Origin of the sequence: Fischerella major NIES-592 (genome assembly GCF_001904645.1) — a bacterium.
Taxonomy (GTDB): Bacteria; Cyanobacteriota; Cyanobacteriia; order Cyanobacteriales; family Nostocaceae; genus Fischerella; species Fischerella thermalis.
Genome location: NZ_MRCA01000002.1, coordinates 143,527 through 163,327, shown reverse-complemented (window position 1 = coordinate 163,327; position 19,801 = coordinate 143,527). Strand labels below are relative to the sequence as shown.

At 41.2% G+C, this 19,801-nt stretch carries 17 protein-coding genes and 2 pseudogenes; 10 read left to right on the top strand and 9 right to left on the bottom strand.

Annotated elements, in window-relative coordinates:
* Nucleotides 1–54: 54 nt before the first annotated feature.
* The 4 genes and pseudogenes from NIES592_RS04640 to NIES592_RS25715 form a co-directional block, all read right to left on the bottom strand.
* A complete protein-coding gene (locus tag NIES592_RS04640) occupies nucleotides 55–1,656 on the bottom strand; it encodes a GldG family protein (RefSeq protein ID WP_073555065.1) in 1,602 nt (533 codons plus the stop codon).
* Nucleotides 1,657–1,744: 88 nt separating this feature from the next.
* Nucleotides 1,745–2,557, bottom strand: coding sequence for an ABC transporter permease (locus tag NIES592_RS04635; protein WP_073555064.1), 813 nt, complete (start codon nucleotides 2,555–2,557; stop codon nucleotides 1,745–1,747).
* Complete coding sequence (locus NIES592_RS04630) at nucleotides 2,558–3,565, bottom strand: ABC transporter ATP-binding protein (RefSeq protein WP_073555063.1); 1,008 nt, start codon at nucleotides 3,563–3,565, stop codon at nucleotides 2,558–2,560. It abuts the gene before it with no gap.
* 164 nt (nucleotides 3,566–3,729) lie between these two features.
* Nucleotides 3,730–3,902 (bottom strand): annotated as a pseudogene (locus NIES592_RS25715) (ATP-grasp enzyme); the annotation flags it as partial.
* A 136-nt stretch (nucleotides 3,903–4,038) separates the two neighbouring features.
* Here NIES592_RS25715 and NIES592_RS04625 point away from each other — a divergent pair.
* The 3 genes from NIES592_RS04625 to ftsH3 all read left to right on the top strand — a co-directional run bounded on the left by NIES592_RS04625 (nucleotide 4,039) and on the right by ftsH3 (nucleotide 7,875).
* A complete protein-coding gene (locus NIES592_RS04625) occupies nucleotides 4,039–4,827 on the top strand; it encodes a hypothetical protein (RefSeq protein WP_073555062.1) in 789 nt (262 codons plus the stop codon).
* Between the two features lie 146 nt (nucleotides 4,828–4,973).
* Complete coding sequence (locus NIES592_RS04620) at nucleotides 4,974–5,780, top strand: aminotransferase class IV (protein ID WP_073555061.1); 807 nt, start codon at nucleotides 4,974–4,976, stop codon at nucleotides 5,778–5,780.
* Nucleotides 5,781–6,030: 250 nt separating this feature from the next.
* Nucleotides 6,031–7,875 carry an ATP-dependent zinc metalloprotease FtsH3 gene (gene ftsH3 / locus NIES592_RS04615; RefSeq protein WP_062242879.1) on the top strand — a complete coding sequence of 615 codons (1,845 nt, stop codon included), beginning with the start codon at nucleotides 6,031–6,033 and terminating at the stop codon, nucleotides 7,873–7,875.
* A gap of 344 nt (nucleotides 7,876–8,219) precedes the next feature.
* Here the strand turns inward: ftsH3 and NIES592_RS04610 are convergent, their stop codons facing one another.
* Nucleotides 8,220–9,716, bottom strand: a complete 1,497-nt coding sequence (locus NIES592_RS04610; RefSeq protein WP_073555060.1) for a glycosyl hydrolase family 57 — start codon at nucleotides 9,714–9,716, stop codon at nucleotides 8,220–8,222.
* Nucleotides 9,717–9,983: 267 nt separating this feature from the next.
* Entirely contained in the window at nucleotides 9,984–10,823 is an 840-nt protein-coding gene (locus tag NIES592_RS04605; protein ID WP_073555059.1) for a DUF2382 domain-containing protein, read from the bottom strand.
* A gap of 269 nt (nucleotides 10,824–11,092) precedes the next feature.
* Between NIES592_RS04605 and NIES592_RS04600 the strand changes: the two genes are divergently transcribed.
* The 3 genes from NIES592_RS04600 to NIES592_RS04590 all read left to right on the top strand — a co-directional run bounded on the left by NIES592_RS04600 (nucleotide 11,093) and on the right by NIES592_RS04590 (nucleotide 13,378).
* On the top strand, nucleotides 11,093–11,746 hold the full coding sequence (locus NIES592_RS04600; RefSeq protein WP_073555058.1) for a bifunctional 4-hydroxy-2-oxoglutarate aldolase/2-dehydro-3-deoxy-phosphogluconate aldolase: 654 nt from the start codon (nucleotides 11,093–11,095) through the stop codon (nucleotides 11,744–11,746).
* Between the two features lie 345 nt (nucleotides 11,747–12,091).
* Nucleotides 12,092–12,604: a L,D-transpeptidase gene (locus NIES592_RS04595; protein WP_062242864.1), complete on the top strand. Its 513-nt coding sequence runs from the start codon at nucleotides 12,092–12,094 to the stop codon at nucleotides 12,602–12,604.
* A 240-nt stretch (nucleotides 12,605–12,844) separates the two neighbouring features.
* A complete protein-coding gene (locus tag NIES592_RS04590) occupies nucleotides 12,845–13,378 on the top strand; it encodes a L,D-transpeptidase (RefSeq protein ID WP_073555057.1) in 534 nt (177 codons plus the stop codon).
* A 337-nt stretch (nucleotides 13,379–13,715) separates the two neighbouring features.
* On the opposite strand, the gene NIES592_RS04585 is transcribed toward NIES592_RS04590, so the two are convergent.
* On the bottom strand, nucleotides 13,716–14,468 hold the full coding sequence (locus NIES592_RS04585) for a DUF1995 family protein (RefSeq protein WP_016871315.1): 753 nt from the start codon (nucleotides 14,466–14,468) through the stop codon (nucleotides 13,716–13,718).
* A gap of 79 nt (nucleotides 14,469–14,547) precedes the next feature.
* A complete protein-coding gene (locus NIES592_RS04580) occupies nucleotides 14,548–15,714 on the bottom strand; it encodes a cysteine desulfurase family protein (protein WP_073555056.1) in 1,167 nt (388 codons plus the stop codon).
* 172 nt (nucleotides 15,715–15,886) lie between these two features.
* Between NIES592_RS04580 and NIES592_RS04575 the strand changes: the two genes are divergently transcribed.
* On the top strand, nucleotides 15,887–17,296 hold the full coding sequence (locus tag NIES592_RS04575; RefSeq protein ID WP_073555055.1) for a phospholipase D-like domain-containing protein: 1,410 nt from the start codon (nucleotides 15,887–15,889) through the stop codon (nucleotides 17,294–17,296).
* Nucleotides 17,297–17,520: 224 nt separating this feature from the next.
* Here NIES592_RS04575 and NIES592_RS24910 read toward each other — a convergent pair whose 3' ends face one another.
* A complete protein-coding gene (locus NIES592_RS24910; RefSeq protein WP_178379474.1) occupies nucleotides 17,521–17,661 on the bottom strand; it encodes a hypothetical protein in 141 nt (46 codons plus the stop codon).
* Between the two features lie 216 nt (nucleotides 17,662–17,877).
* Here NIES592_RS24910 and NIES592_RS25560 point away from each other — a divergent pair, with 216 nt between their 5' ends.
* From NIES592_RS25560 to NIES592_RS04560, 3 genes and pseudogenes are all read left to right on the top strand, one after another.
* Nucleotides 17,878–18,153, top strand: a complete 276-nt coding sequence (locus tag NIES592_RS25560; RefSeq protein ID WP_197672415.1) for a hypothetical protein — start codon at nucleotides 17,878–17,880, stop codon at nucleotides 18,151–18,153.
* Nucleotides 18,077–18,383: pseudogene (locus NIES592_RS04565) on the top strand (ChaB family protein). The gene NIES592_RS25560 and the pseudogene NIES592_RS04565 overlap by 77 nt, the downstream one beginning before the upstream one ends.
* A 217-nt stretch (nucleotides 18,384–18,600) precedes the next feature.
* Nucleotides 18,601–19,794, top strand: coding sequence for an NAD(P)/FAD-dependent oxidoreductase (locus NIES592_RS04560; protein ID WP_073555053.1), 1,194 nt, complete (start codon nucleotides 18,601–18,603; stop codon nucleotides 19,792–19,794).
* Nucleotides 19,795–19,801: the final 7 nt, after the last annotated feature.

Genomic DNA, 19,801 nt, shown 5'->3' with positions numbered 1-19,801 from the left:
CTCTACATTGGTTAATAACCACTAACTACTAACCACTAACCACTAACTATTTATTTATCTACGTAACCACCACAAAATCACTGCGACTGCAAATCCAATTAGGGGTAAAACTAACAGAGAAGATAAAGCCAAAATGCCGGCTTGTGAGGCTGTGAGGTTGATGCGGCGATTTTTTGGTTCTTTGGGGCGAATGGAAAGGGGTTGGCTGTCCTGCTGGCTACTCCAGTTGACGGAGTTGAGAAATACGTCTCCATTTAACTGTTGTGTAAATGAACCATCTGTGGCAAAGTCTGAATCCCCTAGCACTACCATGCGTGATTCGTTAGCGGTTGGGTTGCTAGGAGTGGGGGAGGGAGTAGGTGATGTTGTTGGTGTCGGACTAGGGGTAGCTTGAGTTGCAGCTGGTAGTTTGCGTTTTAAGGCCACACCCAGGGTTAGAGGCCCTTTGAGGTCTTTTCCTTCGTTAAATTCCAAGTTTTCGCTGTTGAGGTCGCTTTCTGCCCAGGTGTTGGGATAGGGTTTGGTGAGTAATAATTTTGTGGATTCAATACCAGGGACTGGAGTAGTATCAACTGGTCGTGCTAAACGATAAAATGAAATGCCGTTAGCGAAGTCTTTAGTAATCGGATGTTCACCGTAATTAGTGACAATGGGAACAGCAGGTCCAAGGGCGACGTTACCAGAGACATCAACTGCTAAACGATTATCTAGCTTGACGCCCCATTCTTTCAGCAAATTATCAAGTTTTGGGTCTGTACCTTGATCGATCATCAGTACTAAATTGCCACCTTGATTCAGATAGTTTTGCAAGGCTTTGACTTCTGTTGCAAATAGTTCTCGCTTTGGTCCGGCTACCACCACGACGTTAGCATCGCTAGGAACAGTTGATTTCTCCACTAGATTGAGTGGTGCAGTAGTGTAGCTTTTGTTACCTAAAGCTTGGACAGCTTGGGATATCGCACCTTCACCAGCTGAAAGCGATCGCTCACCATGACCTTGGAGAAAGTAAACTTTAGCTGTGCTAGTACTAGTAATTTGTTGCAGGCTATTAGTTAGTCTAATTTCTGAAAGGCGATCATTCACGTTGACGACTTGCACTAATTGTCGTTTCTTTCCAGATTCGAGATATACTTCTCCGTAATCTTTAACGCCAAATTTTTCTGTCAATCCTGGTCTAGCTTGCGGGTCAACGTACTCAAATTTAAAATTGGAATTTTGCTTTTGATAATTTTCCAGCAATTCTCGATCTTGGGAATTTTGAGCTACATCAAATACCCAAACTTTAACTGGCTGTTTTAAATTTTGTACCAGTTGTTTAGATTCGGGAGCAAGGGTAAATAACTGAGTTTCTGTTAAGTCTACTCGCACTTCGTAGCGATTAGCTAAGAAATTAATTAACCCCAAAATTACTAATACTGCTAAAGTTGCAGCTAGGGCATTAGTACTAGCTTGAGTCGAACGACGTCCCCACCATTTACTCTCTTGGCTTTGCCAGATTAACCATACGCCAATAACTATTGCTCCAACAATAATAAATGCTAAGGGTACTGTTCCCCAAGAATCTGAAACTAGACCAATTGTTAAGCCAGCCGCAACCAGGAATAAACCTGGCCAAATCAAATATTTCCAAAGTTTTTTTCTCGGGATACTTTTCATGATTAGTTAATTGTTAGTTGTTAGTTGTTAGTTGTTAGTTGTTAGTTGTCACTACTAACCACTAACTACTAACCAATAACTAAAATAATTACTGTCGTTGAAAGCGGAGTGCATCAATAGATTGTGCAGTCAGAAAGATACCTAATAGAATGTAACTGCCAAACAAGATAATGCTACTAGTATCAAAAATCCCTTGAATGAGATTGTTGTAATGTTTTAGCAGTGACAAATAACCCAAAGCTTGCCCGATGGGGCCGCTGATATTTTTAGCAATTAAATCTACAAATAGCAGTAATAAAATGACAGCAAAAGTGAGGACAGCAGCTAGAATAGTGCTGTCTGTCAAGGAAGAAATAAACATTCCTAAAGATAAAATTGCTGCTGCCAATAAGATTAATGCCAAATGTCCCAGCAGCGGAATTGCGGGAGACATGGGTGGAGTTGACGCACTCAACGCGATCGCTTCCAATGCCAGCATTGGCAGTACCATTGTGATAAAAAATGTCAGCACGCCTAATAATTTACCAACAGCTACAGCCCAGTTAGTAACTGGCGATGTTGCTAAGAGTTCTAAAGTACCACGTTTGCGTTCCTCCGCATAAAGTCCCATCGAAAGTATCGGCAGTACAAACAATAACAGCCATCCCATCCGGTCTAAAAATGCCCGCACAAATTCATAAGGTACATCTATCGGTGGTACTGGCACGCCAAATTGTTGTCCTTGTAAATCTAATGCCGTGACTGCTGCCAGAATGCCATCTGGGCCCATCAAAATCAAGATAAAAAATAACCCAGCTAAAAACCAAAAAACGCCAGCGATCGCATAAGCTAAAGGCGAAACAAAATAACTCTGTAATTCTCGGCGATAAATGGCAATAATATTACTCAGTACTACACCCATCTAGGCCGCTTCCTCCTCATTGACTGCTGAGTCTGCCTCAGTTTGCATGTTCTTTTCTTCTGTGGTCAGTTGCAAGAATACATCTTCCAGGGTGGCGCTGACACGGCGCATTTCATACAAATCAAATCCTGTATGCAATAAGGCTGCGGCAATATCTTTGCCTGGTTCTACACCTGGTTGGGATATCACTCGCAGGTAAGCACGATTGTCTTTAGGGGAGTAACCATGCATCGCTGCTAAAGGAATTGATTCTACCTGACTCACACCCGGCAAATTGAGCAATACTTGTTTAGCTAAATTTGCTTCGCCCCCTATTTCTAATTCATAGCCAGAACCACCTGTCAACTGGGTTAGCAATTGTTCTGGTGTGTTAGTTGCTACAATTTTCCCGCGATTGATGATGGCAACGCGGCTACAGGTCATACTCACTTCCGGCAAAATGTGGGTAGAAAGAATAATAGTATGAGTGCCAGCCAAACTTTTAATTAAATTTCGCACCTCAATAATTTGTCGAGGGTCGAGTCCGACGGTAGGTTCATCCAAAATAATAGCTGGTGGATCGTGAACAATTGCTTGGGCAATGCCAACACGCTGTCTATATCCTTTAGAAAGTTTGCGAATAATGACGTGACGTTTGTCTTGCAAGTTGCAGCGTTCAATTGCGGCTTTCACTTTGGTAGTGCGATCGCCTGCTGGTACTCCCTTAATCCGCGCCACAAAATACAAAAATCCTTCCACCGTCATTTCTGGATATAACGGCGGTGTCTCTGGTAAATAACCAATCTTTTGCCGTACCTGCAAAGACTGTTCATGAACATCAAAGCCAGCAATTCTCGCCGTACCACTCGTTGCGGGTAAATAACCGGCTAAAATCCGCATCGTCGTAGTTTTGCCAGCACCATTTGGCCCCAAAAAGCCGAGAATTTCTCCTGCTTCGACGCTAAAAGTCACATCAGTAATTGCTTGGGTTGAACCGTATATTTTACTTAAATGATCGACTTCAATCATTGGTTTAGGTTAATCAATGTATGAATAAACCCGGTTTTTTAGAAGTTAGAAACTGGGCCTTTACATTTTACAGAATATGCAAAATATGACAGAAAATGTGTTGTTTTACGAACACCGATAAACACAGATGCACACAGATAATTCATCGGTGTGTATCTGTGTTAGTCTATGTTTTCTTTTTTGGCGATCGCACGTAGGGCTTGAGTATAGCCTTCTAGTCTTTGTGCGGATCGGGGACGGTGTAGAACCCAGCAACAGCGTTAGAAAATTGATTACCACTTAACCAGAATTTTTCGGTATCAACTAAAATAACCCGATGTCCGGCGGCGTGATAAGTTTATGTCTGATCTTCCTACACCCCTACACCTTTACACCCCCACACCCATTTTCCAGACAATGAGCACTGTTACTTTCTCAGAAAATAGGGGAACTATATATCTATGGTCTGATGCTTATTTGCTAATTAAGTAGTAATGTTAGTCTTCTCTCGTCAAACTATAGGTGCATTTTTGACAGCTTGTCTGTGTATTTTTGGTGTTAGTTTGTTGCAATTTCCACATATGCAGCAACTAATTTCAAATCATAAAACCACTCCATTAGAAACTTTAGAAAGACAAGTAAAAAAAGAAAAATTTCGACTGAATTTGCTCAAACAAATGCCAAGTTTTGGCTACACTAACTTAGTAGCTAACTGGGTATATCTAGATTTTTTACAATACTTTGGTGATGATGAAGTTCGCGCGAAAACAGGTTACGGTCTTAGCCCAGAATATTTTGAAGTAATCTTGCGACGAGATCCACGATTTTTAGAAGCTTACTTGAGTCTTTCTACCAGCACTTCTATGTATGCTGCTATGCCAGAGCGTTCTATAGCATTAATGAAAAATGGCTTAAAATCTATTTCCCCTTGGGTTCCCTATAAATCTTACTATGTGTGGCGTTATAAGGGCATTGATGAATTATTATTTTTGGGAGATTCTCATAATGCTAAACAATCTTTTCAAGAAGCCGCAAACTGGGCTAATAAACATACAGATGAAGAAAGTAAACAGGTAGCGGAAATTTCCCAAAAAACAGCTGAATTTTTAAGACGTAATCCTGATAGTAAATATGCTCAAATTGCGACTTGGATGATGGTATTAAATAATCAGGTTGACGAAAAAACTCGCCAAAGAGCAATTAATGCCATAAAAGCTTTAGGAGGAAAAGTCATTAAAAATCCTGACGGTTCTACTAGGATTAAATTACCTCAGCAAGATTGAGTCAATTGTCATTTGTCATTTGTTGGTAGTTACTAGTTAGTAGTTAGTGGTTAGTGATTGGTTATTTCCAATGCCCATTCCTCATACTCCTCATACTCCTCATACTCCTCATACTCCTCATACTCCTGATACTCCCCACCTCCCCCATGTCCTTCTACTGGTACGACGGCCAATTAATTCATTCCCAAACTATAGAGTTACCGATTGATGATCCAGGCTTGATTTATGGAGCGACGGTTTTTACAACTTTGCGCATCTATGATCACTCGTTAGATCAGAAATTAACCAACTGGCAAGCTCACTGCGATCGCTTGAAATTTAGCTTGCAGGTTTTTGATTGGTGCACACCACATTTTGGACAATTACGTCAAGGCGCAGAATTAATGATGGCCCATTTCCCCGTCCTGAGAATATCTGTATTTCCTGATGGGCGGGAATGGATTACTGGTAGGGAATTACCAAAAGATTTAGCAGAAAAACAAAATCATGGCATTTCAGCTGTCTTAGCCCCACTGAAATACAATCGCAGTTTACCCAATCATAAAACTGGAAATTATCTCAGTGCTTGGTTAGCCAGAAATGATGCCCAGAAATTAAATGCTGAAGAAGCGATATTAGTTGATACTCTGGGCAATTGGCTTGAAACGACTACAGGTAATCTTTTCGGGTGGTGGGATGGTTGCTGGTGGACACCTCCCCTATTGGTAGGAATTTTACCGGGAATAATGCGATCGCAACTGATCAACTGGTTGCAACAACAGCAGCAGATAGTGCGTGAGGAACCCTGGACACCAGAACTAGTTAAAAAATTGGAAGCGATCGCCTATTGCAACAGTGTGGTTGAAATTGTTCCGGTCCACACCGTCATTCAGCCTTCAGGATCGCTACAATATAATCCCTACCATCCTTGTTTTCAACAAATACGGAAATTCTTCAAGATACACAATGGCTGAGAGAAACAGATTAAACTTTCTATCTCCCGACTTGAAAGTAACCTCACCCCAGCTACGCCACCCCTCTCCTTACTAAGGAGAGGGGTTGGGGGTGAGGTTTTTTATACTTGGTGGTGAAATCATCGGGACTGCCCCTGACCTCTGCCTCAATGTACTAGCATTGTAGGTGTAGAATTTGGTATACCTTAAGATAAGTTAACATAATTCTTAGAAATGCCCTCGCACGAAAAATTTAGGAGGATTGACCTCAGTGAATAATAAACGGTGGAGAAATGCGGGGCTGTACGCACTGCTTTTTATTGTTGTCATTGCTCTTGGGACAGCATTTTTTGACAAGCAACCCCAAAGCAGAGAGACATGGCGATACAGTCAATTTATTCAAGAAGTCCGAGCTGGCAAGGTAGAAAAAGTCAGTATTAGTGCGGATCGGTCTACAGCTGTAGTCACTCCCAAATTCGATTCCAAGAAGAAATTGGTGACTTTGGTTAATGACCCTAACCTCATTAACGAACTTAACGAACAAAACGTTGATATTATTGTTTTACCTCAAACCGACGAAGGATTCTGGTTTAAGGCTCTCAGCAGTTTATTCTTCCCTGTATTACTTCTGGTTGGCTTGTTCTTCTTGTTGCGCCGTGCCCAAAATGGCCCTGGTAGCCAAGCTATGAACTTTGGTAAATCCAAAGCCAGAGTGCAAATGGAGCCACAAACCCAAGTTACCTTTGGGGATGTTGCTGGTATTGACCAAGCCAAGCTGGAATTAAACGAAGTCGTAGACTTTTTGAAAAACGCTGATCGCTTTACTGCTGTTGGAGCCAAAATTCCTAAAGGTGTGTTGCTAGTAGGCCCTCCAGGAACTGGTAAAACCTTGTTGGCTCGTGCTGTTGCAGGTGAAGCAGGTGTCCCTTTCTTCTCCATCTCTGGTTCTGAGTTTGTAGAAATGTTTGTGGGTGTGGGTGCGTCCCGCGTCCGTGACTTATTCGAGCAAGCTAAAGCCAATGCACCTTGCATTGTCTTCATCGATGAAATTGATGCTGTTGGTCGTCAGCGTGGTGCCGGTTTAGGCGGCGGTAATGATGAACGGGAACAAACCCTCAACCAGTTACTTACAGAAATGGATGGTTTTGAAGGTAACACCGGCATCATTATTATTGCTGCTACTAACCGTCCCGACGTTTTGGATGCAGCCTTATTGCGTCCTGGTCGCTTCGACCGTCAAGTAGTTGTAGACCGCCCAGACTACTCTGGACGTGTGGAAATTCTCAAAGTTCACGCCCGTGGCAAGACTCTAGCAAAAGATGTGGACTTAGATAAAATCGCCCGTCGGACTCCTGGGTTTACAGGTGCGGATCTATCTAACCTGCTTAACGAAGCCGCGATTCTAGCAGCACGTCGCAACCTGACCGAAATTTCGATGGATGAAATTAACGATGCGATCGATCGCGTTTTGGCAGGACCAGAAAAGAAAGACCGGGTAATGAGCGAAAAGCGCAAAGAATTGGTAGCATACCACGAAGCTGGTCACGCTTTAGTTGGGGCGCTGATGCCAGACTATGACCCTGTGCAAAAAATTAGCATCATTCCCCGTGGTCGTGCAGGCGGTTTAACTTGGTTTACTCCCAGCGAAGACCGTATGGATAGCGGTTTGTATAGCCGTTCCTATCTAGAAAATCAGATGGCAGTAGCATTAGGTGGTCGTATCGCTGAAGAATTAATTTTTGGTGAAGAAGAAGTTACAACTGGTGCTTCTAACGACCTGCAACAAGTAGCACGCGTTGCTCGCCAAATGGTAACTCGCTTCGGTATGAGCGATAAACTTGGCCCAGTTGCTCTTGGTCGCCAGCAAGGCAATATGTTCCTCGGTCGCGATATCATGTCAGAACGTGATTTCTCTGAAGAAACTGCTGCTGCTATTGATGAAGAAGTTCGTCAATTAGTGGATGCAGCTTATGCGCGTGCGAAAAAAGTTTTGACAGATAACCGCCACGTTCTCGATCAACTTGCACAAATGTTAGTTGAGAAGGAAACTGTAGATGCCGAAGAGTTACAAGAACTTTTGGCAAACAACGATGTGAAAACAGCAGCTTTTGCGTAATTTTTGGGGAGTCAAGAGAAAAATAATTAACTCTTAATTGTTAACCCATAACTCTTATATATCAGGGCAATTCTTGGATTTCCTAAGATTGCCCTGATTTTTTAAGTTAGGTGGTAATTGAGGAAAATCCTATCTGATGTGTGAGAATCCCAAAGCCTAGATCCCCCAAAACGCGATCACGAATTCGAGGCTTAAGTCAATTTTTAACTGAACCGTATTGTACTATCAGCCAATAGTTAATTCAGGGAGTGCGATCGCTTAGACTTATTGAAGCACCTGCTAGCTTGTGTTACCTAATTGATGCGATCGCCCAATCCAGAAATATCAAATTTTTGTTTAATAATTCACTTCAACATTGCTTCGCCCCGACGATAAATCTCACGTGCATAATCAGTCCAAGTCCCTTGTCCCCAGTAACGGAAACAACTGGTTTGCAACAACAAATTATATAATAAAGCTTCTTGATAATCTGGACGCTGTGTTACTAAAGGATCTTGCTGCACCAACGAGTCATATTTTTCATGAAACATGACACTGAGTTTTTTCATCGGGTCTAAGACATTCTCATAGCCTTCCACCCAACTTAAATTATTAGTCCAAGATGCACCATCCATGTGAAATTGATGGTCAGTTGCTTTTAATTCTGCTATTACCTTTTCTACGGCTTCCGGTGTTGCATTGTCTGGATCGACTCGTTGCCAAATTTTATGCTGATGGACGGCTTGACAAGTTGGATAATCTCCACAATTAACACCTGCTGCTGCAATTAGTTCCAGATATTCTGTACCATTGAGAGCAACCACACCTGCATAATTATTGCCTGCATCGCGGATTTCATGATAAACCCTAAAAAAATCGCGGGGATATTCATTCATCATGACACCGCCATTTTCTCCATCGGCAATTTGGGTAACTAAAGAGGGGACTGTCACATTGCCAATTTGCTGCTTATTCTTACCTTTGGCTTCAAAATAAGGTTGCATTTGGGCAACTAATTTCGTATCCGAACCTTGTGTTTTAATTAACGCTGTAATACTAATAGTTTCGCCATGAGAATTACGGGCAAGCAAACGATTGGGAATATATTTATCCTCGTGCTTTAACCCAGAACCATCAAGACGTTCTAGAGAATGTTCTTGCACCATTAACCAGCGATACCCGCATTCTTTTAAAGCTTTGATGTATTCAAACAGAGTATCTGGATGATTGGGCAAATGCATTTCTGGAGCAGAGAAACCTTTGACTCGCTTGAGGGCATCGTAACCGAAAATAGCTGCAAATTGATGTTGCCAAGCTTGGATGTGCAGTTTGATATCGGGAATAGGTGTGGAAGGAACTACAGCATGACTCCACATCGTTCCCAACCATTCTACATAAGGCTGATATTGGGGGTCAGAGGTGATACGCTTGAGATTATTAAAGATATCGTCGCGTCCCATTTGCCGCAAACCCCACAGTAAGTTGCCTGAATAATCAAGCATGATACGAGGGTTGCAGCCTTGGGAAATTAGCTGCGGGATAAATTCGCCCATACGGCTGTAACACCAAGCAAAAGCCCCAGCATTATGGTTATCTCCATCATAAGGATGTTCAAACATATACTGGATATTACTGATGATTTCGCCGTTAATACCTGCGGGTATGCTTGGCTGATGCATGTGTAGAGCGCAGGCAAACCCAGCCGTGATATTTTCCAACTTGAGATTAGTAGTATTTAAATATACTGGTTCTTCTTGTTTAACTATTGACTGAATTGCCGCTTCCCAACCGCAGATATTGGGCAACCCTGATCTTAATTCTGTCAGTGCGGGTAGATTGAAGGATTGTGCTGTAGCAGTCATAATATATTCGTGTTGAGTCTCTGATCATTGTTGCTTAATCAACAATCTTCGAGATAAATGAAGTAACAATTTATAGTTAAACGTCTTAGTTTGAGACAATAAAATTTAGGTATTGTCATCACATTCCAGTGTCTTGTAAAAAAGAACACAAACAAACACACATAATTTATCGGTGTTCATCTGTGTGCATCTGTGTTCGATGATTAAATCAGGTTTATTGTGAGATAAAACCAGCTACCAAAAGGTTACCCTATTGTCAACATAGATCTAAAGACGATCCATTGGCGGTGTATTCGTTTCATCTAAAGGTAAATTACCTTCAGTTTGAATATCTAATTCTTCACGACGAATTGTTTCTTGGGCTTCAACAACATCTTTGTCTATGATTTTCTTAACCCGGACTTCCTCGCGTACAAAAGCTTCTTTACGAATTTCGGGTGTTTCTTCGTAGATTTCAATGCGTGCTACTTCACCTGATTGAAATTGTACTTCGTCGGGGCTAACTGCAACACCTTCTGTGGTAGATGGAACTCGCTCAATTACAACTCTTTCTTTCTCGATTGGTACTGAAACTGTTGCGGTTTCTGTTTCAATATGCTTACCAACAGTTACTTCCCCGGTTTTGATGCGATTTTTGTTAGCAATTAACCGTTCCTCATACAATTTGAAGTTTTGATGGTTCTGCTCATTCAAATTATATAAAGGTGCATCATTTTCGTAGGTGTAGCTATTGCGATCGTAACTTAGATTTTGTTGGGGGCGATAATTCCTGCGTACCTGTTCTTCATAATCATAATCAACAGTCATGTCATCTTTGTAAACAGGTAAATTTTGTACTTGTTCTCTGCTTAACCCATCAACATATACACGCTGTTGATTATAATCTATGCGAGAAAGACCTATGGGGAGCAAGATTCTTTTATTATCAAAATCTGACTCAGTTTCTATAACTAAATAGCGAAAATGCCCTTCTGGGTCTACTAGTGCATCTGCAACTGTACCGATTTTATTTCCTCCTTGAGTATAGAGAGGCAAACCTTTAATATCATCACCACCGAATGTATCTCGGTAAGTGGGATCAAAATCTTCAAGCTTGTAAAGAGGCATAATAAAATTACCTATGAAAGCATCTATACTCTTAACATAAGAAGAAAGTTATTTTTTTTCCTCTTGCTTGCGACTGAATTCTTTTAATTATTAATTTTTCAAAAAGAGTTAGTTAAGAGCCAAAGAATAATCATGGTTGAGTTTTAGCTGGTTTATTATTAATAATCATATCTATCTTTGGTTAGATTGAAGAAAAGTCCAAAGTCAGTGTTACTCCTACTTATCTTAGACAATATTATTTTTAAGCTAATTGTTAATTTACTGCTCCCATGTCTGATCACCCTTGGTTAACACTGGTAAAAAAACACAGAGCGATCGCAGTTATTCGCGCTTCTCAATTAGAACTTGGACGCCAGATGGCTTTGGCTATGGCATCTGGAGGTATAGAATTAATTGAAATTACCTGGAATAGCGCTAACGCTTCAGAATTAATTAATAAACTCCGCTCAGAATTACCCGAGTGTACCATTGGCACAGGCACTTTGTTAAATTTAGAACAACTTGACAACGCAATTTCCGCAGGAGCACAATTTCTATTTACACCCCATGTTGACCCAACCATGATCCAAGCAGCAGTAGCTGAAAATATACCTATTATTCCTGGTGCGCTTTCTCCCACAGAAATTGTTATGGCTTGGAATTACGGTGCTACTTGTGTGAAAGTATTTCCTGTGCAGGCGGTAGGTGGAGCAAGCTATATCAAAAGTTTACAAGGTCCACTCGGTCACATTCCTTTGATTCCTACAGGCGGAGTTACTTTAAAAAATGCCCAAGAATTTTTGCAAGCAGGAGCGATCGCAGTAGGTTTAAGTAGCGAGTTGTTTCCGAAACAGTTTGTAGAAAATGGAAATTGGCAAGCAATATCTCAACAAGCAAAAACCTTAGTCAATAGTTGTTTAGTCAAGGAACCGTTCAGTGAATAACTTCTGGTGAAATTTGATGAAGTGTAAAGACGTGCCATGGCGCGTCTCGATATTGCTTAAGGTTTACTTTAGTCCATACTTGTTGAATTAAGGATTTATTAATAACAATTAAGATGACTGCATGAGCCAATAATGTTAATTATTGGCGGATTTTCTCCTGTGAATAAAGTTACATAAATTAGATTTTTTAACAATTCCTCATCTGTTTGTCCTTTGATAGTTACGAATGAGGACATTTGCTATAGGATGAAATCAGGAAAACCTAAGCCTGTTGCAGCAAAAAGCTAAAAGTCATCAGAGAAAAAGAAAATTTCCCTTAAATAATGGCATTATGGTGTAATAATCATGGAAAAGCCATCTTCTTCGAGTTGGGTGCGTTCTCTAAAGGTACTCTTTGTTGGTGCAGCATTCGCTTTGAGCGTTTTTAGTACCCCTTCACAAGGAGTTTTAAAACACCCAAAAAGAAATACAATCAGGCAAGCAGTCAGTAACCTCAAACAATCTCAACGACGCTGGATACAAATTGATCTTTCCGAACAACGATTGATTGCTTGGGAAGGTAGAAAACCTGTGTACAAAGTGGTTGTCTCTACAGGAAAAAAATCTACTCCCACTCGTACTGGTGTTTTTCAGATTCAAACCAAGCTGAGAAAAACTCGGATGCGTGGTAGAGGCTACAACGTTCCTAATGTCCCATATACGATGTATTACAAAGGAGGCTATGCTATTCATGGAGCCTACTGGCATCGAAGATTTGGGACACCAGTTAGCCACGGTTGCGTGAATTTACCACCTAAACATGCCAGATGGCTATACAGATGGGCGTCGATAGGTACGCCGGTAGTTGTTCAAAGATAGTTTCATAATATGTTGGGTTGCATACTTATACTATCGCGTAGGCTGGTAATGGGTAATTAGGTATAAAGATACTGATGATTTTCCCATGCCCAATGCCAAACAACGAAGCATAATATCGTCAGTAATTAGCCGAACTTGGTATCACTAGTCAGTTGTTAGTTGTTAATAGTTGCTAGTTTTGCCAAACAACCATCAACAAACACATTTTGGGTATTCTCTGCGAATTAACAAGTTAAGATAATGGGAAACTGGATTGGCAGTAGTTGGATCGCTTGGTTAACTACTTTCTTAGCATCTGTGGGAATTTTGGTGGGGGCTGCTTTTAGTTCTTCCAATTCAAAGACACCTCTTTCACATTTTTCTTATCATATATTTGATCGCAACTCTATCAACGAAGCTGATATCTGGAAAGAATTACGCCCTCCTCGCAAAATCGAAATTGATTTGTCACAACAACTTCTATACGCTTGGGAAGGTAGCCAACTTGTGTATTCGATACGAGTTTCCACAGGAAAGCCTTCGACGCCTACAAAAAAGGGTAAGTTTTTGATTGGCTCTAAGCTTCGCTCTACTAGAATGCGAGGACCTGGTTATGATATTTCTGGTGTCCCATATACTATGTATTTTTACGAGGGATATGCAATTCATGGCGCTTTTTGGCACGATAGATTTGGTACACCCGTCAGTCATGGTTGCGTAAATCTACCAGTGAAAGAAGCTCGTAAACTTTTTAATTGGGCTGAAGTAGGGACGTTGGTAGTGGTGCGTCAGTAAGTAGTTGAGGAAGGGAGTAGGGAACAGTCAGCTAATTAAACCATTGGAATTTTCTCTAACAAACCCCTATTAGGTATTTAAAAAACACAAAAAAGAGGAAGAGATTGGCAAAATTACACATTCAGCAATTGCGCGTGAGATCGTTTCACTATAAGTCTGATACATCTGACGGTATGGCAAGGCAAGGGGGACAAGGAGGATAAGGGAGAATATTTTTGATAAGTTCTGCGCTTCATCGTGTCTTTTCCCAATCCCTTATCCCTATTCCCGGTTCCCTTTTCAAAACACGAATTCCCGACTTGTTAACAAATCAGGGATCTAGAAAATTTGGGGAGTTCTAATTTCTCAGTGCTTTGATGAACCTCTGCAAACCCCTAAATACACTTGGCTTTTTCCCTGGTACTGCTGCGGTAGTTTCTCCTTCTGCTATTGCAGTTGCAGCTTGTCCCTTAGCAAGAATTATGTCTAAGTCGTCACCGGAGGGTTTTTGTGGTAATTCAGCGATTTTTTGATACTCTCCGTTATTTTCTACCAAAATTTCCCATAATCCGGGATAACAACGAAATAAGGCTACATCTGGGTATACAGAACGCAAGTAGTAACAAGATTCTATCGTGCTGAGAAAACGGATGCGGGTTTGCCTAGCAGCGTAACCGATACCTATTTTGCCAGCATCTTCCAGGAAAGGATTTAGCATTACTAAGGGGCGATCGCCTATTACCGCACAAATTTTTTCTAATTGCGGGACTTCTGGTGAACCGGGGGCGATAAACAAGAAAATTTCATCTTCTGGTTGAACTTTGGACTCAATAGAGGCAGCTCTACCAGTACCGATATCGGTGATTTTAAATCGTACATCTGTCCAGTCGCGGCGGGCAAGACCAGCACCACCCGCATCTGCAAAGAAAACTTTGAGTTTGTCGTTGTATTGTTCAAACATGGGCAGAAATTGCTGGGCTACTTCCATCAATTTCAATTCTGGAAACAACAACTCAACCTGTAACCGAGTATAGCCATCTGCGATCGCGGCTTGGGTAGCTGTACGTGCTTGGGCGATCGCATCTTCTAAAGAGTTTGGTAGTTCAGCCATATTAAAAGATTTTGGAATGAAATTGTTAGTAGTTAGTAGATAGTGGTTAGTAGTTTATCTAACCACCAACCACCAACCACTAACTAATCACAACCAATTCTACAGGTGATAGTCGCTGCAAAACCTGCTTGAACACCATCGCCACCCAATCTACATCTTCTACAGTAGTATCTCGCCCTAGTGTCATCCGCACACTGGCGAAAGCTGCTTTTTCTGAATAACCCATTGCTAATAAAATCGGGCTGGGGCTGAGTTTACCACTATTACAAGCAGCCCCAGCACTAACTGCAATCCCAGCACGGTTTAATTCTCGCACTAAAGTTCTGCCACTGACTTTTTCACCATCGGCGTGTTCTAAACAAAAGCTGACATGGTGAGGTAAACGATGAACTAAATCACCTGTAGGAATTAACCCGGGGATATCTATTAACTGCGAAAACAGGCGATCGCGCAACTGCATTAACCTGGGTGTTTTGATCGGCATTTCTTGAGCTGCTAATTCGGCGGCGACACCAAACCCGGCGATCACGGGTACTGCTTGTGTTCCGGAGCGTAATCGCTTTTCCTGTCCACCACCACCCAGCAAGGGAACCAATTCTAAGCCTGGACGCACATACAGCGCCCCTGCACCTTGGGGACCGTAAATTTTGTGACTAGAAATACTCAGTAAGTCCACAGATAAACTTCCCACATCAATAGGTAAGCGTCCTGCAACTTGGACTGCATCTGTATGAAACAACACACCAGCACTGTGGGCGATATTTCCCAATTCGGCAATTGGCTGGACTGTACCTACTTCACTTTGCCCGTAAATTACTGACACTAATATAGTGTTGTCTTGCAATGCTGCTTTTAAATCTAAGGGGTTAACTCTACCTTGGCTATCAACAGGGAGGCGAGTCACTTCCCAACCCCACTGTTCTAATAACCGCGCAGGTTCAGAAATCGCAGAATGTTCAACACTAGAAATAATCAGATGTTGGGGTTTGCTATACAAACGGGCAACACCCATAATTGCTAAATTATCTGCTTCTGTACCACCAGAAGTAAAAATAATTGATTCCGCAGGTGCATTGATGAGTCCGGCTACCTGCATTCTAGCTTGTTCTAATACAGTTGCTGCCCGTTGTCCCCACTCATGCAAGCTAGAGGGATTACCCCACTGTTGAGTTAGGACTGTTTGCATTGCTGCGATCGCTTCTGGGCGAGTAGGAGTAGTAGCACTGTAATCTAAATAAATTTGCATAGATTCTCTAGTCAATACACTAGGCAACGGGCTGTTTCTATTTTCAGCTAATACAGTAAATTTTTCTATTTTTGACAGTCAGGGGAATTATATTTGCTGTCCTGTACGTTTGATAACCTCACACCATGGGAATGATAAATGTGTCCAATAAAGTAACTTTTATCAAACACCTGTGTCTTTTTTCTCTACCCAACGGCGTTTTTATTCTATATTTTTAGTAATACTAACTTTAAGCGCTTGTCAACGAGCCAAGTATGACAATAAGCGTTTAGAACCACTGCCGCAAGATCCATTTGTAGAAGTTTACTTCAACCATTCTCAGTCTTCTGAATACGTAGAACCATATCGTCACCAAGCTCATCAGGGAGATGATTTAGAAAAATTAATTGTTGAGACAATTTTGCAAGCAAAATCAACAATTGATGTGGCAGTGCAAGAATTACGTTTACCTAAGATAGCACAGGCACTTGCATACAAGCAAAAAGCAGGCATAAAAGTCAGAGTAATTTTAGAAAATAACTATAGTCGTCCTTGGAGTAGTTTTACGGCTAATGAGGTCAAGAAATTAAATAAAAGAGAACAAGAACATTATCAAGAATATAGTTTATTTGCAGATAGTAATAAAGATGGAAAGCTAACTCAAGAAGAAATTATTCAGACAGATGCTTTAGTTATTTTAAAGCAAGCCAAAATACCTTTAATTGATGACACTAGCGATGGTTCTCAGGGTAGTAGTTTGATGCATCATAAATTTGTAATTGTAGACAATCGTTTTGTGATCATCACCTCCGCCAACTTTACCATGAGTGACATCCACGGAGATTTTACTAATACTGACAGCTTGGGTAACGCGAATAATTTGTTAAAAATCGACAGTCCCGAAATCGCAGATTTATTTACCAAAGAATTTAACCTGATGTGGGGTGACGGAGTAGGGGGTAAATTCGACAGTAAATTTGGTTTGCAAAAACCTTTACAAAAATCTCACCAATTTGTATTAGGCGATAATCAAATCACAGTTAAATTTTCACCTAACTCTCCTACACAACCTTGGAGTAATAGCAGTAATGGTTTAATAGGTAACACCTTAAATTCAGCCAATAAATCTATAGATATAGCTTTATTTGTATTTTCCGATCAGCGTTTAGCAAACATACTCGAAATGCGCCACAAAAACAACGTGAAAATCCGCGCCTTAATCGAGGCAAGTTTTGCCTATCGTCCCTACAGTGAAGCATTAGATATGATGGGGGTAACTCTCAATACAAAATGTAAAAATCAAGCCGATAATCGTCCTTGGAAAAACCCTATTACTACCGTAGGCGTACCGATTTTAGCCAAAGGTGACTTATTGCATCACAAATTTGCCGTTATAGATCATAAAACAGTAATTGCTGGTTCCCACAACTGGACAAAAGCAGGCAATAACAGCAATGATGAGACACTTTTAGTAATAGAAAATCCCATAATTGCCGCTCATTACCTGCGAGAATTCGATAGACTTTACGCCAATTCCAGATTAGGTATTCCACAAAAAATTCAGCAAAAAATCAAAGCACAAACCAAAGACTGTCAGAAATAACTCATAATTAATAATTCCTAACTACTATTAATAACCATGACTTTCAATCACACCATCTCATGACATAAATACAAACGAAAAATCATCAGTGTCCATCGGTGTGCATCGCCTTGCACGGTGTACCCTACGGGAAGCCCTTCGGGTAGTTCCCTCCGGGACGCTACGCGAACGCAGTCGCTCATGGGGGAAACCCCCAAGACCGCGCTGTCTCACCGCTTGCGCGTCTACGATGCATCAAAAATATCGCGGTTTGTGAGCAAATTTAGTGGAGAAAAAACGAACACAGATAAACACAAATGAACACCGATAAATACCATACCACTAGAACGCCAACGTCCAATCCATCTGTGTGCATCGGTGTTCATCGGTGTTCGCTTTTTCAAACATAATCTTGGTCACAGCTTTAATTGCCATTAAACGTATAAAAATACTTTAGCTTCTACCAAAAGTATGATATATCTAAATATTTTTGAAAAGTTATCTTTATAAATAAACCCTTCTTCAGAAAGAAGAAAAACACTCATTTACATTCATAGCATCAGAATATTGTAAATTTTCGCTCCTCAAAATTTATAAACACCTTGGAGATAAAACGTTATGAAACTCAACTTAACACTATTTTGGATAACATTGGCATTTGTAATTGTAGGAGCGATCGCATTAGTTCTCCAACCTCATATCGATTGACATTTCAATACGGACAACTTAATGCCATTATCCCAACAATATTTTGGCTAATGGGTGTCTGGCCGATGATTTACGGCTGTTTAATGTTTGCTGATGGCAGAATGCAAAACTTGCGTGCTTGGCCCTATTTTATTCATCAGAGAAGAATCGCCAGAATCAATCAAAAATAACAATGCTGGGGTTTTAAGAAATCAAAGGAGAATTGCCTCAAGAAGCTCAACAAATTTTCGCTGCTGCTTTCAAAGCTGCCCAAAGTGATGGTATGAGTGAAGAAGGCGCTCGTCAAATTGCTTGGAACAGCGTGAAAAATCAATATGAGGAAGGTTCTGACAGAAAATGGCACGCTAAAGGCGAAGTTACTGCCCAACATCATAAAGCCGTCACCTCCGGCGGTAATTAACTGCCATAACGCACCCTAAAAATTAGACTTAGTGTCTTAGTGCCTTGGTGGTTTAATAAAATTTATTCTTCACCACCAAAACACGAAGAAATAGAAGGCGGTTTGTGACTCCCACAAACCGCCTATCGAATTTCATACTCTTTGTTAAGAAAAATCCTGAAATAAATTATTAAACTGATAGAAGTTGCCCTACTGGGATACACAGCCCATTAGACACATGAGCGAACATAAAACAAGAATCTGTATACTGGGTGGAGGCTTTGGTGGCCTCTACACAGCTTTGAGGCTGAGTCAGTTACCTTGGGAGTCTTTACCCAAGCCGGAAATAGTTTTGGTAGATCAAAGCGATCGCTTTGTTTTCTCTCCCCTGCTTTACGAGTTGCTAACTGGTGAGCTACAAACCTGGGAAATTGCCCCTCCTTTTGAAGAACTATTAACAGACACGGGGGTACGTTTTTATCAAGCTGCTGTGTCGGGAATTGATACACAACAGCGACGAGTATATTTACAAGATGGACCTGAAATTGGCTATGATCACCTAGTTTTGGCGCTGGGTGGCGAAACGCCTTTGGATATAGTGCCTGGTGCTACTTGCTATGCTTATCCTTTCCGTACAGTTACTGACGTCTACCGCTTGGAAGAGCGCTTGCGAGTTTTGGAAGAGTCTGATACTGATAAAATTCGCGTGGCAATTGTTGGTGGTGGTTACAGTGGTGTAGAGTTAGCGTGTAAACTAGCAGACAGACTGGGGTCAAGAGGACGCTTTCGGTTAATAGAACTTACTGATCAAATTTTGCGAACTTCGCCAGAATTTAATCGAGAAGCAGCCAGAAAAGCTTTAGAAGAACGGGGTATATTTATTGACCTAGAAACTAGGGTAGAAGCGATCGCTCAAGATACGATTTCCTTGGAATATAAGGGTCAGGTAGATAATATTCCTGTGGATTTAGTAATTTGGACAGTGGGAATACGAGTCTCGCCTGTAGTCCGCAATCTTCCTCTCAAGCAAAATCAACGCGGTCAAATTACGACTACACCAACTCTCCAAGTCCTAGATCATCCAGAAATTTTTGCATTGGGAGATTTAGCGGAATGTCGTGATGCGGAAGGACAACTAGTCCCCGCTACAGCTCAAGCAGCTTTTCAACAAGCCGATTACGCAGCTTGGAATATTTGGGCAAATCTGACTCATCGTCCTCAAATTCCATTCCGCTACCAATATTTAGGTGAAATGATGGCATTAGGGACAGACAACGCGACTCTGACTGGTTTAGGTATCAAATTAGAGGGTTCTTTGGCTTATGTAGCTCGTCGTTTAGCTTACCTGTATCGAATGCCAACTTTAGATCATAAACTCAAAGTTGGTTTTAACTGGCTAGCTCGTCCTATTATAGAGACATTATCACAATAGTAGATGG

Excerpts from the sequence above, each read along its gene's own strand:
- NIES592_RS04640 (WP_073555065.1), bottom strand. The coding sequence starts at position 1,656 with ATGAAAAGTATCCCGAGAAAAAAACTTTGGAAATATTTGATTTGGCCA.
- NIES592_RS04635 (WP_073555064.1), bottom strand. The coding sequence starts at position 2,557 with ATGGGTGTAGTACTGAGTAATATTATTGCCATTTATCGCCGAGAATTA.
- NIES592_RS04630 (WP_073555063.1), bottom strand. The coding sequence starts at position 3,565 with ATGATTGAAGTCGATCATTTAAGTAAAATATACGGTTCAACCCAAGCA.
- NIES592_RS04625 (WP_073555062.1), top strand. The coding sequence starts at position 4,039 with ATGTTAGTCTTCTCTCGTCAAACTATAGGTGCATTTTTGACAGCTTGT.
- NIES592_RS04620 (WP_073555061.1), top strand. The coding sequence starts at position 4,974 with ATGTCCTTCTACTGGTACGACGGCCAATTAATTCATTCCCAAACTATA.
- NIES592_RS04610 (WP_073555060.1), bottom strand. The coding sequence starts at position 9,716 with ATGACTGCTACAGCACAATCCTTCAATCTACCCGCACTGACAGAATTA.
- NIES592_RS04605 (WP_073555059.1), bottom strand. The coding sequence starts at position 10,823 with ATGCCTCTTTACAAGCTTGAAGATTTTGATCCCACTTACCGAGATACA.
- NIES592_RS04600 (WP_073555058.1), top strand. The coding sequence starts at position 11,093 with ATGTCTGATCACCCTTGGTTAACACTGGTAAAAAAACACAGAGCGATC.
- NIES592_RS04595 (WP_062242864.1), top strand. The coding sequence starts at position 12,092 with ATGGAAAAGCCATCTTCTTCGAGTTGGGTGCGTTCTCTAAAGGTACTC.
- NIES592_RS04590 (WP_073555057.1), top strand. The coding sequence starts at position 12,845 with ATGGGAAACTGGATTGGCAGTAGTTGGATCGCTTGGTTAACTACTTTC.
- NIES592_RS04585 (WP_016871315.1), bottom strand. The coding sequence starts at position 14,468 with ATGGCTGAACTACCAAACTCTTTAGAAGATGCGATCGCCCAAGCACGT.
- NIES592_RS04580 (WP_073555056.1), bottom strand. The coding sequence starts at position 15,714 with ATGCAAATTTATTTAGATTACAGTGCTACTACTCCTACTCGCCCAGAA.
- NIES592_RS24910 (WP_178379474.1), bottom strand. The coding sequence starts at position 17,661 with ATGAACACCGATGCACACAGATGGATTGGACGTTGGCGTTCTAGTGGT.
- NIES592_RS04560 (WP_073555053.1), top strand. The coding sequence starts at position 18,601 with ATGAGCGAACATAAAACAAGAATCTGTATACTGGGTGGAGGCTTTGGT.